The organism is Roseixanthobacter psychrophilus, assembly GCF_043195195.1.
Classification (GTDB): Bacteria; Pseudomonadota; Alphaproteobacteria; order Rhizobiales; family Xanthobacteraceae; genus NCEH01.
Window position 1 is genome coordinate 113,726 of sequence record NZ_JBAFWT010000003.1, and the last position, 14,463, is coordinate 128,188.

Below are 14,463 nucleotides of genomic sequence, written 5' to 3' on the forward strand. Positions count from 1 at the left end.
CATGTCCACGGCCATCAATTCCACACTCTTCGGCTGGTACCCTTACCTGTGCCTCACCGTGTTCCTGCTGGGCAGCCTGATCCGCTTCGACCGCGAGCAGTACACCTGGAAGACCGGCTCCTCCCAGCTTCTGCGGCGCAAGCAATTGCGCCTCGGCTCGAACCTGTTCCATGTCGGCATCCTGCTGATTTTCGCCGGTCACGCGGTGGGGCTCCTGACGCCGATCTGGGTGTTCGACATGCTGGGCGTGAGCCATTCGTTCAAGCAGGGGCTGGCCATTACGGTCGGGGGCATCGCCGGCCTCGCCTGCTTTGTCGGCATCGCCCTGCTCGCCCATCGCCGATTGTTCGACCCGCGCATCCGCGCAACGTCGAGCTTCGGCGACACCGCGATCCTCCTGCTCCTCTGGGCGCAGCTCACCTTGGGGCTCTCCACCATCTTCGTCTCGCTGGGCCATATGGACGGCCACGAGATGGTGAAATTCATGAACTGGGCGCAGGGCATCCTGACATTGCAGCCGTCAGCCGCGGCCTATGTCGCCGACGTGAACCCCCTCTTCAAGGCCCATTTGCTGCTCGGAATGACCATCTTCCTGGTCTTCCCCTTCACCCGGCTGGTGCACGTCTGGAGCGCGCCGATCTGGTATCTCGGCCGTCCCGGCTATCAGGTAGTGCGCACGCGCTTCGCCCATCAAAGGGGACGCGAGACCGCGCAGGCGCATCCCGCGGCAACGTTGGCGGTGCGCCCGGTACCCACCTATCCGACCCGGCGCCGGGGGGAGTGAAAACCATGGTCACGCTGATTGTCGATCACGGCGCAAACCGCGCCGCCTCCGAGCCCGAGCATCCGCACACCCATGCCCCCGCGCAGCGCACGACGGCGCCCTCGAAGGAGCCGCTGATCATGCCCGCCGTCAGCGTCAACGGCGTGCCCATCCCGCGCGCGGCCATTGCCGCCGAAGTGCAGAACACCCCGGCTCGCACGCCGGCCGAAGGGTGGAGCGCGGCCACCCGCGCGCTCGTCATCCGCGAACTGCTGCTCCAGGAGGCCCGGCGGCTGGACATCCCGGTCGAGCAGAAGCTGGACGCCGCCGGCCGGCGTGAGACCGAGGAAGAGGCGCTGATGCGCGCGCTGCTGGAACAGGAAGTGCGCACGCCGGATGCCGACGCGGCGGCGCTGCGGCGTTTCTATGCCCATAACCTTCGGCGCTTCGTCTCGCCGGCGCTGTGGGAGGTGGACCACATCCTGTGCGCCGCCCGTCGCGACGATCGCACGGCCTTTGCCGCCGCGCGGGAAAAGGCAACGCTGCTTGCGGCCGAACTGGCAGCCGCACCCGAACGGTTCGGCGCCCTGGCGCGGGCGCATTCCGATTGCCCGTCGGCGGCGGTGGGGGGGAGCCTCGGCCAGATCGGGCCGGGGGACACCACGCCGGAATTCCAGGCGGCACTCGCCGCCCTGTCGGCCGGCGAAATGTCCGGTCCGGTGGAAACCCGCTACGGGTTCCATCTCATTCGCATGCATCGGTGCATCGAGGGGCGGCAACTGCCCTTCGAGGCGGTGCAGGAGCGGATCGCGGCCTATCTGGAAGACCATGTGACCCATGCGGCCCATGCCCAGTACGTTTCGCTGCTGGTGGGCCGGGCGGACGTCAAGGGCATCGTGCTCGGCGGCGCCGACACGCCCCTCGTGCAATAGGGGAAAGCCATGCTCGGTGTGCTCATCGCCGCGCTCGACGACCCTGCGGTCTCGGCGCGCGTTCTCTCCGCCCTTGATGGCCCGGACCTCTCGGCTCGTCTCGCGGCGGCCTCCGAAGCCGATGGCCGCGCGCCGTGCGAGGTGATGGCCGCATTGGTGCGGAATTTCCTTGATTCGGCGAGCGATGAGCAGTTCGTCCAGCTCATCGGCATCATGAACCGGGCCGAGGATCCCGGCCTCGCTGCCGTCCGCGCCATCCTGTCCGCCGCTTTGCCGGAGGGCACCGCATGACCCGCTGCGGCCTCGTCGATACCTTCGGGCGACGGATCAGCTATCTCCGCCTCTCCGTCACCGATCGCTGCGACCTGCGTTGCGTCTATTGCATGTCCGAGGACATGACTTTTCTGCCGCGCACCGAATTGCTGACCCTTGAGGAATTGGACCGCCTCGCCTCCGCCTTCATCGCCCGGGGCGTATCGAAAATCCGCCTCACCGGCGGCGAGCCGCTGGTGCGCAAGGGGGTGCTCGATCTTGTCGCCAGCCTCTCCCGCCATGGGGCGGGCGGACGGCTGAAGGAATTGACGCTCACCACCAACGGCAGCCTCCTGGCGCGCCATGCGGACGCGCTGGCCCGCGCCGGCGTGCGCCGGGTCAACGTCTCGCTGGATACGCTGGATGCCGCCCGCTTCCGCGCCATCACCCGCCGCGGCACCCTGGGCGTGGTGATGGAAGGGCTGCTGGCGGCGCAGGCGGCCGGACTTACGGTGAAACTGAATGCCGTCGCGCTGAAGGGCAGCACCGAAGCCGAGATCCACGATCTCATCGCTTTTGCCCACGGGCGCGGCATGGACCTCACCCTCATCGAGACCATGCCGCTCGGGGATGTGGGCGAGGACCGGACCGAGCAATATCTACCGCTCAGCGACCTGCGCCGCATCATCGAACAGCGCTGGACCTTGACCGACACCTCCGAGCGGACCGGCGGACCGGCGCGCTATGTGCGGGTGGGCGAGACCGGGGGACGTATCGGCTTCATCACCCCGCTGACCCATACGTTCTGCGAGACCTGCAACCGGGTGCGGGTCAGCGCCAAGGGCGTGCTCTACACCTGCCTGGGACAGGAGGAGCAGGTGGATTTGCGCGCGCCGCTGCGGGCCTCGGAGGGCGACGACGCCCTCCACGCCGCCATCGATGCCGGCATCCGGGGCAAACCGCGCGGCCACGATTTCGAAATTGCCCGCAATGGCGCGCCGGCAACGGCGCGGCACATGTCGGCGCTGGGAGGTTGAGCCATGGTGCGCATCGGCATCCTCACCATCTCCGACCGGGCGAGCCGGGGCGATTATCCCGACCGCGCCGGTCCCGCCATCGAGGAATGGCTCGCCCATGCCCTCGTCTCGCCGTGGGACCCGGTTCGACGGGTGATCCCAGACGGGGTCGAAAGCGTGCGCGCGGCCCTGGTGCACATGGCGGATGAGGAGCGGCTCGACCTCGTCCTCACTTCCGGCGGTACCGGCCCCGCGCCGCGCGACCTCACGCCGGAGGCGATGCGGGCGGTGATCGAGAAAGAGCTTCCGGGGTTCGGCGAGGTCATGCGCCTGGCGAGCCTGAAGGAGGTGCCCACCGCCATCCTGTCTCGGCAGACCGCCGGCATACGGCGCACGACGCTCATCATCAACCTGCCGGGCAAGCCCGCCGCCATCGATACCTGCCTGACGGCGGTGTTTACCGCCGTGCCCTATGCCCTCGATCTCATCGGTGCGGGCCGGATCGAGACCGATCCGGCCGTGATCGTGGCATTCCGGCCGGGATGAGGACGCACCGCCATGGATGATGTCGCCTTTGCCCGCGCGCTGCACGTGATCGCCGTGATTCACTGGATCGGCGGCGTCGCCTTCTTCACGCTGGTGTTGCTGCCGCTCGCACGGTCCCTGAGCGAGGTTCGGGGCGGGCTGTACTTCCCATGAAAGGGCTTGGCGCATGAAACGGACCGCGCAGGCGCGCCGGGCGTACGAGGGCGCGGCCCTCTGGAGCCGGGGCTTCCGGCCCTTCTTCCTGGCCGGCGGGCTCTGGGCGGTCGCGGCCATCGCCATCTGGCCCCCGTTCTTTACCGGCGAGGTCACCATTCCCACGGCCTTCTCGCCGCAGGATTGGCATGTCCATGAAATGGTCTACGGCTTCGGCGCCGTGGTCGTCGCCGGCTTCCTGCTCACCGCCGTCCCGAACTGGACTGGACGCCTGCCGGTGGCGGGGCGTCCCTTGATCGCCCTGGCGGCGGTGTGGCTTGCGGGGCGCATCGCGGTGTTCCTGTCGGCGCAGATCGGCTGGATCCCGGCCCTCGCCATTGATGTCAGCTTTCTGCTGGTCCTCGGGCTGGTGATCGGACGCGAGGTGGTGGCGGGGCGCAACTGGCGCAATCTCAAGGTTGCGAGCCTTGTGCTGCTGCTGGGCCTCGCCAATGCCATGTTCCATGTCGAAGCGGCGCTGGAGGGGACGGCAGCGGTTTCCGCCCGCGCAGGCGTCGCCCTAATGATCACCCTGATCCTCCTGGTCGGCGGCCGCGTTGTGCCGAGCTTCACGCACAACTGGTTGGCTAAGCAGGGTATCGCCGAGCGGCCGGTGCCGTTCGGCACGGCCGACGGCCTCGTCCTGGCGCTGTCGGGGGCCGCGCTCGCGGCATGGGTGGCCCTGCCCCATGATCTGGCGTCCGGGGCGGCGCTGCTGCTGGCCGGCGGGGCAAACCTCTGGCGGCTCTCGCGGTGGCAGGGCTGGCGGACCGGAGGCGACGGGCTCGTTCTCGTGCTCCATGTGGGCTTCCTGTTTGCGGCCGTGGGCTTTCTCGCTGCTGGAGCGCACACCTTCGCGCCGGATATCTTTCCGGTCGCCTTTGGGATCCATATTTGGGCCATCGGCGCAATCGGCACCATGACCTTGGCCATCATGACGCGTGCGACGCTGGGGCATACCGGGCAAGCATTGAGGGCTTCGCGCGCGACGCTGGCGAGCTATTTGCTGATTTCTGTGGCCGTTGGCTTGCGCCTTGCCATGATTTTCGCATCCGATTTGTCAATAATATTGATGTATTTGTCAGGATTTTCTTGGGTTGCAGCTTTTGCGATATTTGTGGCTGTCTATGGACGTTCTCTTGTGGGGAAATGAGGCGTTGAACTGGAGCGAAGGCTGGCCGTACCGGGATCGTTGATGCTGAGCGACGCCGGTGAAGTCGAAGTCAAGCTCACAGCCAGGCTTGATCGCGATCCGATCGTCACCGGCCTATGCGAGGGATCGGTTCGCCGTCGCTGCATCGCCGTTTCTGAAACGACATCGGTGCATCACCGTCATTGCGAACAAAACAGGAATCTGACACCCTCCGGCGATTGAGGCTGCGACAGGAATTAAATCATTGGCTGCGACCGCTGCGTATCTCGACGCTCTCAATCTGGAGCAGCGGCGCGCGGCCGAGCATGGCGTCTCCGGCGCGCGCAGCTCTTCGGTGGCGCCACTGCTGATCATCGCGGGCGCCGGATCCGGAAAGACCAACACGCTCGCCCATCGGGTCGCCCACCTCATCGTCAACGGCGCCGACCCCCGCCGTATCCTCCTCATGACCTTCTCGCGCCGGGCCGCATCCGAAATGACCCGCCGCGTTGAGCGCATCTGCAATCGCGTCCTGGGCGACAAGGGGGGCCTATCCACCGACGCGCTCATGTGGGCGGGAACGTTCCACGGAGTCGGTGCCCGTATCCTGCGGGAGTATGCGGAGCAGATGGGGATCGACCCGGCCTTCACCATCCATGACCGGGAGGATTCCGCGGACCTGTTGAACCTGGTTCGCCACGGCCTCGGCTTCTCGAAGACCGAGAGTCGTTTTCCGGCGAAGGGCACGTGTCTTGCCATCTACTCCCGGGCCGTGAACGCGGAAACCCCGCTCGAAGAGGTGCTTCGGCGCTTCTTTCCCTGGTGTGCAGGATGGCATGACGAACTTCGTCAAATCTTTGCGGGCTACGTCGAGGCAAAGCAGGCTCAGAACGTCCTCGATTATGACGACCTGCTTCTTTATTGGTCCCAGCTCGTCACCGATCCGGTTCTTGCGGAGGACATCGGCGGACGCTTCGACCACGTCATGGTGGACGAGTATCAGGACACGAACCGTCTTCAGTCGACGATCCTGCTTGCCCTGAAGCCCGGCGGGAAGGGACTGACGGTCGTTGGGGACGATGCCCAATCGATCTATTCCTTCCGCGCGGCAACGGTGCGCAACATCCTGGACTTTCCGACCCAATTCAGCCCTCCGGCTGAGGTCGTGACCCTGGAACGGAACTACCGGTCCACTCAGTCCATCCTCTGCGCCGCCAATGCGGTCATCGAGCTCACGCCGGAACGGTTCACGAAGAATCTTTGGACGGATCGGACGTCGGCCGATCGCCCTCAGCTCGTGACCGTCAGGGATGAGATGGACCAGGCGAGGTTCATCACTGACCGGGTGCTTGAGAATCGGGAAGAAGGAACGACCCTGAAGCAACAGGCGGTTCTTTTTCGGACCTCCCACCACAGCGGCCCCCTGGAAGTCGAACTCACTCGGCGCAACATCCCCTTTGTGAAATTCGGTGGACTGAAGTTCCTCGACGCCGCGCACGTGAAGGACATCCTGGCGGCATTGCGCTTGGTGCAGAATCCTCGCGATCGTGTTGCGGGCTTTCGTGTGATGCAATTGCTTCCGGGCGTCGGGCCGACGTCCGCGCAACGCGTTCTGGACGCAATGGCGGAACATCCCAATCCCATGGAGAGCCTGTCAGCGATGCCGCGGCCCGCACGGGCGGGGGAGCATTGGGCGGCCTTCGTCGCCATGCTCCGCACGGTCAGCGCGAACGATGTTGGCTGGCCGGCGGAGATCGAGACGGTAAGGCACTGGTACCAACCGCACCTTGAACGCATCCACGAAGATGCAGGCACGAGAATGGCCGATCTCATGCAACTTCAGCAGATCGCGTCTGGCTATCCCTCGCGGGAGCGCTTTCTCACCGAGCTGACGCTCGATCCACCGGATGCGACAAGCGATCAGGCTGGCGTGCCGACCCTCGACGAGGACTATCTGATCTTATCGACGATCCATTCCGCAAAAGGGCAGGAGTGGAAATCGGTTTTCATCCTGAACGTAATTGATGGGTGCATACCAAGCGACCTTGGCGTGGGGCATGTGGATGAGATCGAAGAGGAACGGCGACTGCTTTACGTCGGCATGACGCGGGCGAAGGACAATTTGCACCTGATGGTCCCGCAGCGCTTCTTCACGCATGGCCAAGCCGCGCAAGGTGACCGCCATGTCTACGCCTCCCGCACCCGGTTCATCCCGAAGCCCCTGCTCGAGCATTTCGACCACGTGACCTGGCCTATCGCCAGCCAGGAGACGCAGGCGCGCGCGGCCGCCCAGAACGTCCGCATCGACGTCGGGGCCCGCATGCGAAGCATGTGGCGGTGACGATCTCCGCTTGTTTCCGCGGTGGCACTTGCCGATGAAGCCGGCATCCAGAAGACGGTCAGGCCTGCTGGTCGGCTAGAGCGGGCGAGGCCTCCGCCAGAAAATCCTCGATCGCGTCGAGGAACAGATCAGGGCTCTGCAATTGCGGCACGTGCGCGCAATCGGGCAGCACCTTGAGCTGGACGTTTGGCAGGATCCCGGCAAGCTCGACCGACATCGGGGGCGGCGTCGCTTCGTCATGTTCGCCCACGAGCAAGAGCGTGGGCGTTTCGAGCCGCGCCAGCTCACAGGTGAGGTCCAGCGACGCGAGGGCCTGACAGGCGGCTTGGAAGACCTGCGGATCCGTCCTCAGGAACGCCTCTCGCCGGTCGGCCATGAGGTCGGGATTGGCGAGCTGAAACTCGGTCGCGAACAGGCGGCGCATGGCGACGTCCACGATCGCCGAGAGGCCCTTCTCGGCCGCCGCGCGCGCCATATTTCGGAACGCCTCGCGACCAGGCTCGGAAAACTTCGCGCCGCAGCCAGCCAGGACCAGCCGACTTGCGCTATGCGGGTGGCGAAGCGCCATCTGGAGGGCGACGAATCCGCCATAGCCGTTACCGAGGACAATGGGCCCCGTCGCCCCGTCAAGCTCGCGCAGCGCTTCGGCCATACGGTCCGCCACCGCCGGAAGTCCGCCGCTCACGGGTTTTGAGCCGCCGAAGCCGGGAAGCTCCGGCACCACCACGCGAAAGCGGGTCGCCAGCTTTGGCACGATCCGGTCGAAGCTCGCACCATCCGCCAGAAGCGAATGAAACAGCACCAGCGTGCGCCCGCTTCCCGTCACCGATGCGTTCACTCGCCCGTCCGAAAGAGCCAAATTCATACTTCCTCTCCCCGTATTCAAAACCGTTATATGCGTCACCAATATGTGCATCAATCTGGCTCAGAGGTCAAAGATTCCGATTGCGTGAAATATCACGATATGGAATTCATAGATAAAAGGTCGATCAAAAATGCTCCTCCGCGACAATCTCTACGAGACCATCCGCGACGAAATCCTCACCTGCCGCCTGATGCCGGGCGAGGAAGTGCGGGAACAAGAGCTGGCATCGCGCTATGAAGTGAGCCGACAGCCGGTGCGTGAGGCGCTGCTGCGGCTGGAGCGCGAGCGGCTGATTATTGTCAACCCCCGCCAGGGATATCAGGTCAATCCGATATCCGTGAGCGACGCACGGGATCTATTCCGTTTCCGACTGGCCCTCGAGCCCGCCTGCGCGGCGGAGGCGATCGAGAGCGCGCCGGACGATGTGCTCCAGGCCCTCGACGCGTTCCGCGCCTTCGATCCCGAACAGCCGTTCATCGAATACAACCGTGCCTTCCATTGCGCGCTCGCACGCGCCTCGGGCAATGCGCGCATGTCAACCACCACCTGCGATCTCATCGAGCAGGCGGATCGCCTCGTGCGCGTGTCCATCGGCGCGATCAAGGGGCGGGACCCGAGGCAACTCGTGGCCGAGCACGTCGCGATCATCGACGCCATCCAGCGACGGGATGTCCGCACCGCCCGCCGCCTCATCAAGACCCACGTCGCCAGTGCCGAGAAGCGCGTGCTGTCCGCACTCAGCCGCAGCGCTGTCAGACTTTGAAGGAGCCTTCCGATGAATTCTTATGAAAAGCCGACGCTCGAGGTCGAAACGCGCGGCAATTATGTCGGCGGCCGCGAGGTCGAAGCGGGCGATGGCACGCTCATCGACGTCCGCAATCCGGCAACGGGCACGGTGATTGCTCGCATCCCAAACTCCACGCAGCAGGATGTGGACCGCGCCATGAAGAGCGCGCGCGCCGCCTTCGAGAGCAAGGAATGGGGCGGCATGGACGTGCGCCCTCGGGCGCGGCTGGTCAACCGTCTCGCCGATGCGTTCGAGGACAATCTCGAACTGCTCTACCGGCTCGAGACGCTGAACAACGGCCGCCCCATCAACGAGACCCGGGCGCAGCTCTCCCGGTTGCCGGATTTCTTCCGGTATTTCGCTGGCCTCGCCCTCGCACGCCGCGATGACGTGATCCCGGTCGAAGGGGCGTATCTGAACTACACCCTGCGTACCCCCATCGGCGTTGTCGCCAATTGCACGCCGTTCAACCACCCGCTCATGATCATGTGCAAATCGCTGGCCGCCGTGCTTGCCAGCGGATGCACCACCGTGGTCAAACCCTCGGAATACACGCCCCTCACCACGCTGAAGCTGGCGCAGATCTTCACCGAGGCGGGCCTGCCGGCCGGCGTGTTCAACGTGGTCAATGGCTACGGGCCGGGAGCGGGCAAATTCCTCGCGGAACATCCGGACATCAACAAGCTGGTGCTCACCGGCGGGACCGAAGCCGGCCGGATTGCCGGCAGCGCCGCGGCCAAGGTCTTCGCCCATCAGACCCTTGAATTGGGCGGCAAAACCCCGGTGATGGTGTTCGACGATTTCGACGTGGACCAAGCGGTGGACCTTGCCGCCTTCGGCGCCTTCATTGGCGCCGGCCAAACCTGCGTGTGCGGCAGCCGTCATCTGGTCCAGGCATCGGTCTATGACGAGTTCGTGGAAAAGCTCGCCGCCAAGGCGCGCGCCATCCGCATGGGCGATCCCTTCGACCCCGCGACCCAGCTCGGCCCCGTGATCTCCGCCAAGCAGCGCGAACGCGTCCTCACCTATGCCGGCTATGGGCGGCAGGAGGGCGCGCGGGCGGTTTCAGGCGGCGAGGCCGCCGTGCTTCCCGGGCTCGAGGGGGGCTTCTTCGTGCAACCCACCGTGTTCGCGGACGTGCGCGCGGACATGCGGATCTTCCAAGAAGAGGTGTTCGGCCCCTTCACGAGCATCACGCCGTTCAGCGACGAGGCGGAGGCGCTGCGCCTCGCCAACGATTCGCCCTTCGGCCTTGCCGCTGCCATCCGCACGCGGGACGTGACGCGCGCCCATCGCGTCGCCGCCAAGGTGAAGGCCGGCCTGGTCTGGATCAACGATCACCATCGCCTTGATCCCGCCTCCCCCTGGGGCGGCGTCGGCGACAGCGGCATCGGCCGGGAGTTCGGGGTGGAAAGCTTCAACGACCATTTCGACGTCAAGAGCGTGATGCTCCCCACCGTCGACCGCCGCTTCGACTGGTATCGCGACACGTCCACCCAGACCCGGCTGAACTGATACCGACCGCCTGATCCGAACCGGCACGTCAATAAGAACCTGGAGCCTGCGCCCCCCGAGGCGCCGTCCACCGGGCACGTGCCAACACCACAACGCTCCTTGGAGGAAGCGCCATGTCATCCCTCGTCAATGCCGGTCCGCGCCTGGACCGGCTCCCGATCGGCCCGTTCCATTACCGGATCATGTGGCTCATCGGCATCGGCATGTTCTTTGACGGCTTCGATATTTATATCGCCGCCACCGTTCTGGGGGCGACGCTGAAGAGCGGCTTCTCGACCTTCGGCCAGAACGCTCTCTTCGTCTCCGTCACCTTCGTCGGCATGATGGTGGGGTCCTTCCTCACCGGCTTCTTGGGCGATCGCTACGGCCGCCGCTTCACCTACCAGGCGAACCTTCTCCTGTTCGGTCTCGCCTCGCTGGCAGCGGCCTTTGCACCGAACATGGAGGTGCTCATCGGCCTGCGCTTCCTCATCGGCGTCGGCCTTGGAGCGGAGAATGTGGTGGGTTATTCCACCCTCACCGAGTTCGTGCCCGCGCGGTCGCGGGGACGCTGGCTCGGCCTGATGGCGGTATTCGTGGTGACCGGCCTGCCCGCAGCTTCACTCCTGGGCTATCTGATCATCCCCGAGTTCGGCTGGCGCGCCATGTTCATTGTCGGCGGCCTCGGTGGCCTGGTCGTCTGGTACATGCGCAAGAAGCTGCCGGAATCCCCGCGCTGGCTTGAATCCGTCGGCAGGACCGAGGAGGCCGAGCACCTGCTGAAGCAGATCGAGGCCGAGGCGTCCCGTGGCCAGCCCCTGCCGCCCCCGGCGGCCCCGGCGCCGGCCACGGCCCGGCTGGGGCTTGCTGCGCTGTTCCGTCCGCCGTTGCTGTCCCGCATGATTGTCGGCTGTATCTGCCTGATCGTCATCAACACGCTGCTCTACGGCTTCATCACCTGGCTGCCGACCTTCTTCATCAAACAGGGGTTGAGCATCGCCACCTCCTTCGGCTACTCGCTCCTCATGGGGCTCGGGGCGCCCGTCGGTTCAGCCATCGGCGCGCTCACCGCCGACCGCTGGGGCCGCAAGCCGACCATCATCGTCTCCTCGGCGCTGGCGGTGCTGTTCGGGCTGATCTATCCGAACGTCTCCGACCCGACCCTGTTGCCCGTGATCGGCTTTGCCCTGACGGTTCCGATCTATGTCCTCGTGGCGCTGCTGTTCGGCATCTACATCCCGGAACTGTTCCCGACCGAGGTCCGGCTGCGCGCCAGCGGCATCTGCAACACCTTCGGCCGCGGTGCGACCATCGTGACGCCGTTCATCGTTGTCGCCCTGTTCGAGACCCACGGGATCTCGGGCGTCATGGTCCTGATGATCAGCCTGCTCATTCTCCAGATCGCGGTCGTGGCGCTGCTCGGGATCGAGCCGCGCAATCGGCGGCTGGAGGAGCTGGAAGGCAATCTGGGCGGCGCGTCAGGCGCACCCAGCCTCGGCACGGTCGAGGCTGGGCCCGGAAAGCGGTCTTAAGGGCCGGAAGGCTCGGCGACAGTCGGGCCTGGGCCGATGTGGGATCCAAACCAGGGACCACCCGGCAGTAGACGTCCGTGGCTATGCCATGCTCGGACGATCTGCTGCCGGGTTCTTCGTCTATGACCGAAACATCGGTTTTGATGTGGCTTTTCTTAACCTGATCCAAACCGCAGAAAGTCCCGACCGCACCAGGAGCGGTGACTGCGGCGCGCGAGCAGCTCAGACGCCGAAGAAATCGGCCATCAGTTCGAGCTGGTGCTCCAGCATGGGCCGCCCGAGATGGATGCGACAGCCGGCTTCGCGCGCACGGGCCAGAAGCGGCGTGATTTCCGGCTCCATGATGATTTCCGCCACCACCATGGACGCCGCAAACCGTGTGACGTCCAGCGGAAGGGGGTCGTCCGGCCTCATGCCGAGCGAGGTCCCGTTCACGACGATGTCGTGGCCGGACGGGTCTTCGCCGCCGGTCGAGACCGACAGGCCGGGATATGCAGCGGCGATCCGATCGCACAGGTCCTGCGCCTTGGCGCGGGTGCGGTTGGCGATGGTGAGGTGGGAGATGCCCGACGCCGCAAGGGCGAAGGCGATGGCGCTCGCCGCGCCACCCGCGCCGGCGAGATAGATCCGCCGGCCCTCAAGCGCCACGCCGGCGCCCAGCAGCCCGGCCACAAAACCCGCCCCGTCCAACATGTCGCCGTGCAGGCGATTGTCGGCGGTGCGGTGGATGACGTTCACCGCGCCCATCGCCTGTGCCCGCGCGCTCACTTCATCGCAATGGGCCAGCATCGCCGCCTTGTGGGGCACGGTGACGATGGCGCCGTCGAAGCTCTTGAGATGGCGCAGGCTGTCCGCGAAGGCGGCGAGATGCTCTGACGCGATCTGAAACGGCACCATGACGGCATCGCTGCCGCGTCGCTCGCAGATCGCGTTAATGCCGGGCGGCGCCTTCACGTGGGAGATCGGGTCGGCAAGGATGCCGAGCACCCGTGTGTGGCCGGTGATCTCAGTGATGCTACGCCCGCTCATGCCTGGAGCTTCCCATCCAGCCGCTTCGGCAGGCCGGGAGCACCCGCGCCCTTCAGCTCCGGCGGCAGCAGGACTTCCGGCAGGTCCTGGTAGCTCACCGGCCGCAGGAAGCGGGCGATGGCGAGCGTTCCGACCGAGGTGGAACGCCCGTCTGCTGTGGCCGGGAACGGGCCGCCATGGACCATGGCATGGCTTACCTCGACACCGGTACCGAAGCCGTTAACGAGGATTCGTCCCACCTTGCGCTCCAGCATGGGCACCAGTTCGCGTGCTGCCGGGTAATCCGCCTCGTCGATGTGCAGGGCGGCCGTGAGCTGACCTTCCAGGCTCTCCAGCACGCGCGTCAGTTCCTGGACGTCCGTGCAACGCACCACGAGAGAGGCGGCGCCGAATACTTCTGCCTGGAGGTCGTGATGGGCGAGGAAGTCCGCCGCGCTGGTGGCGAACAGGGCGGCCCGGCCCTTTAGCGCGCCATCCGCCTGTCCGCGTGCCACCTCCTGCACCGCGCCGTGGCAGGCAAGGGTTTCCACACCGGAATTGTATGCGGCGAGGATGCCGGGCGTGAGCATGGTGGCGGAAGGCAGCCCGGTGATCGCAGTCGCGGCAGCGGCGAGGAAGGCATCGAGCCCCGGCCCCTCAAGCGCCAGCACCAATCCGGGATTGGTGCAGAACTGCCCCGCTCCGAGGCTCAGCGCCGCCGAGAATGCCGTGCCGATCTGCGCGCCGCGCGCGGCGAGCGCCGCCGGAAACAGGATCACGGGATTGATGCTGCTCATCTCCGCATAGACCGGTATGGGCTCGGCCCGTTCCGACGCGATCTTCATGAAGGCCGTGCCGCCGGCCCGCGAGCCGGTGAAACCGACCGCCTTGACGCGCCGGTCCGCCACCAGCCCCTGGCCGACCTTGCGGCCGCTGTCATAGAGCAGGGAGAACACACCCTCCGGCAGTCCGCGGTCCGTCACCGCCTTCTGAACCGCCTTCCCCACGAACTGCGAGGTGCCGGGATGGGCGGAATGGGCCTTCACGATCACCGGGCAGCCAGCCGCGAGGGCCGAGGCGGTATCGCCGCCGGCGACCGAGAAGGCGAGCGGGAAATTGCTCGCGCCGAACACCGCGACGGGGCCAAGTGGCACATTGCGGAGGCGCAGGTCCGAGCGCGGCAGCGGCTTGCGCTCGGGCAGGGCCGGATCAATGCGCAGGTCGAGAAAGCCGCCATCGCGCACCACCTGCGCGAACAGGCGCAGTTGGCCGACCGTGCGCCCGCGCTCGCCTTCCAGTCGCGGGCGCGGCAGGCCGGTCTCCTGCATCGCCCGCTCGATCAGGGCGTCGCCGATATCGAGGATGTTCTGCGCGATCGCCTCAAGGAACAGGGCGCGCTCTTCCAAGGATACTGCGCGATAAGTGTCGAACGCGGCGTCCGCGAGGGCACAGGCGCGCTCCAGGTCGTCGAGTGTGGCGCCGCCGAAGGCCGGGGCGAGCGGCGTGCCGCTCGCGGCTTCCACAGCCCGGATCTCGCCGAGCGTGCCGGGCCGCGAGTCAGCGCCGATCAAGAGATCAGTCGTGATGGTCATGTCGGTCATCC

At 66.1% G+C, this 14,463-nt stretch carries 15 protein-coding genes; 12 read left to right on the forward strand and 3 right to left on the reverse strand.

Going from position 1 to position 14,463, the window contains the following annotated elements; translation table 11 throughout:
- The first annotated feature begins 1 nt into the window (after window position 1).
- The 9 genes from narI (at window position 2) to V5F77_RS04640 (ending at window position 7,174) form a co-directional block, all read left to right on the forward strand.
- Window positions 2–784, forward strand: a complete 783-nt coding sequence (narI, locus tag V5F77_RS04600; protein ID WP_429004150.1) for a respiratory nitrate reductase subunit gamma — start codon at window positions 2–4, stop codon at window positions 782–784.
- Between the two features lie 119 nt (window positions 785–903).
- A complete protein-coding gene (locus V5F77_RS04605) occupies window positions 904–1,695 on the forward strand; it encodes a peptidylprolyl isomerase (RefSeq protein ID WP_429004346.1) in 792 nt (263 codons plus the stop codon).
- Window positions 1,696–1,704: 9 nt separating this feature from the next.
- Entirely contained in the window at window positions 1,705–1,986 is a 282-nt protein-coding gene (locus V5F77_RS04610; RefSeq protein ID WP_429004151.1) for a hypothetical protein, read from the forward strand.
- Complete coding sequence (gene moaA, locus V5F77_RS04615; RefSeq protein WP_429004152.1) at window positions 1,983–2,984, forward strand: GTP 3',8-cyclase MoaA; 1,002 nt, start codon at window positions 1,983–1,985, stop codon at window positions 2,982–2,984. Before V5F77_RS04610 ends, moaA begins: the two co-directional genes overlap by 4 nt.
- 6 nt (window positions 2,985–2,990) lie before the next feature.
- Entirely contained in the window at window positions 2,991–3,509 is a 519-nt protein-coding gene (gene mog, locus V5F77_RS04620; RefSeq protein WP_429004347.1) for a molybdopterin adenylyltransferase, read from the forward strand.
- A gap of 12 nt (window positions 3,510–3,521) precedes the next feature.
- Window positions 3,522–3,662 (forward strand): hypothetical protein, encoded by a 141-nt coding sequence (locus tag V5F77_RS04625; protein ID WP_429004153.1) that lies wholly within the window; start codon window positions 3,522–3,524, stop codon window positions 3,660–3,662.
- Window positions 3,663–3,675: 13 nt separating this feature from the next.
- Window positions 3,676–4,854, forward strand: coding sequence for an NnrS family protein (locus V5F77_RS04630; protein WP_429004154.1), 1,179 nt, complete (start codon window positions 3,676–3,678; stop codon window positions 4,852–4,854).
- Window positions 4,855–4,896: 42 nt separating this feature from the next.
- On the forward strand, window positions 4,897–5,076 hold the full coding sequence (locus V5F77_RS04635; RefSeq protein ID WP_429004155.1) for a hypothetical protein: 180 nt from the start codon (window positions 4,897–4,899) through the stop codon (window positions 5,074–5,076).
- Window positions 5,077–5,098: 22 nt separating this feature from the next.
- The gene (locus tag V5F77_RS04640; RefSeq protein ID WP_429004156.1) at window positions 5,099–7,174 is read left to right on the forward strand and encodes an ATP-dependent helicase; all 2,076 of its coding nucleotides are present in this window, start codon (window positions 5,099–5,101) and stop codon (window positions 7,172–7,174) included.
- A gap of 58 nt (window positions 7,175–7,232) precedes the next feature.
- On the opposite strand, the gene V5F77_RS04645 is transcribed toward V5F77_RS04640, so the two are convergent.
- Window positions 7,233–8,039: an alpha/beta fold hydrolase gene (locus V5F77_RS04645; RefSeq protein WP_429004157.1), complete on the reverse strand. Its 807-nt coding sequence runs from the start codon at window positions 8,037–8,039 to the stop codon at window positions 7,233–7,235.
- Window positions 8,040–8,169: 130 nt separating this feature from the next.
- Between V5F77_RS04645 and V5F77_RS04650 the strand changes: the two genes are divergently transcribed.
- The 3 genes from V5F77_RS04650 to V5F77_RS04660 all read left to right on the forward strand — a co-directional run bounded on the left by V5F77_RS04650 (window position 8,170) and on the right by V5F77_RS04660 (window position 11,852).
- A complete protein-coding gene (locus tag V5F77_RS04650) occupies window positions 8,170–8,802 on the forward strand; it encodes a GntR family transcriptional regulator (protein WP_429004158.1) in 633 nt (210 codons plus the stop codon).
- A 12-nt stretch (window positions 8,803–8,814) separates the two neighbouring features.
- Window positions 8,815–10,341, forward strand: coding sequence for an aldehyde dehydrogenase (locus V5F77_RS04655; RefSeq protein ID WP_429004159.1), 1,527 nt, complete (start codon window positions 8,815–8,817; stop codon window positions 10,339–10,341).
- 113 nt (window positions 10,342–10,454) lie between these two features.
- Window positions 10,455–11,852: an MFS transporter gene (locus V5F77_RS04660; protein WP_429004160.1), complete on the forward strand. Its 1,398-nt coding sequence runs from the start codon at window positions 10,455–10,457 to the stop codon at window positions 11,850–11,852.
- Window positions 11,853–12,074: 222 nt separating this feature from the next.
- On the opposite strand, the gene V5F77_RS04665 is transcribed toward V5F77_RS04660, so the two are convergent.
- Together V5F77_RS04665 and V5F77_RS04670 are read right to left on the reverse strand one after the other, a co-directional pair.
- Window positions 12,075–12,881 (reverse strand): shikimate dehydrogenase family protein, encoded by an 807-nt coding sequence (locus tag V5F77_RS04665; RefSeq protein ID WP_429004161.1) that lies wholly within the window; start codon window positions 12,879–12,881, stop codon window positions 12,075–12,077.
- Window positions 12,878–14,452, reverse strand: coding sequence for an aldehyde dehydrogenase (NADP(+)) (locus V5F77_RS04670; protein ID WP_429004162.1), 1,575 nt, complete (start codon window positions 14,450–14,452; stop codon window positions 12,878–12,880). Before V5F77_RS04670 ends, V5F77_RS04665 begins: the two co-directional genes overlap by 4 nt.
- Between the last annotated feature and the right edge of the window lie 11 nt (window positions 14,453–14,463).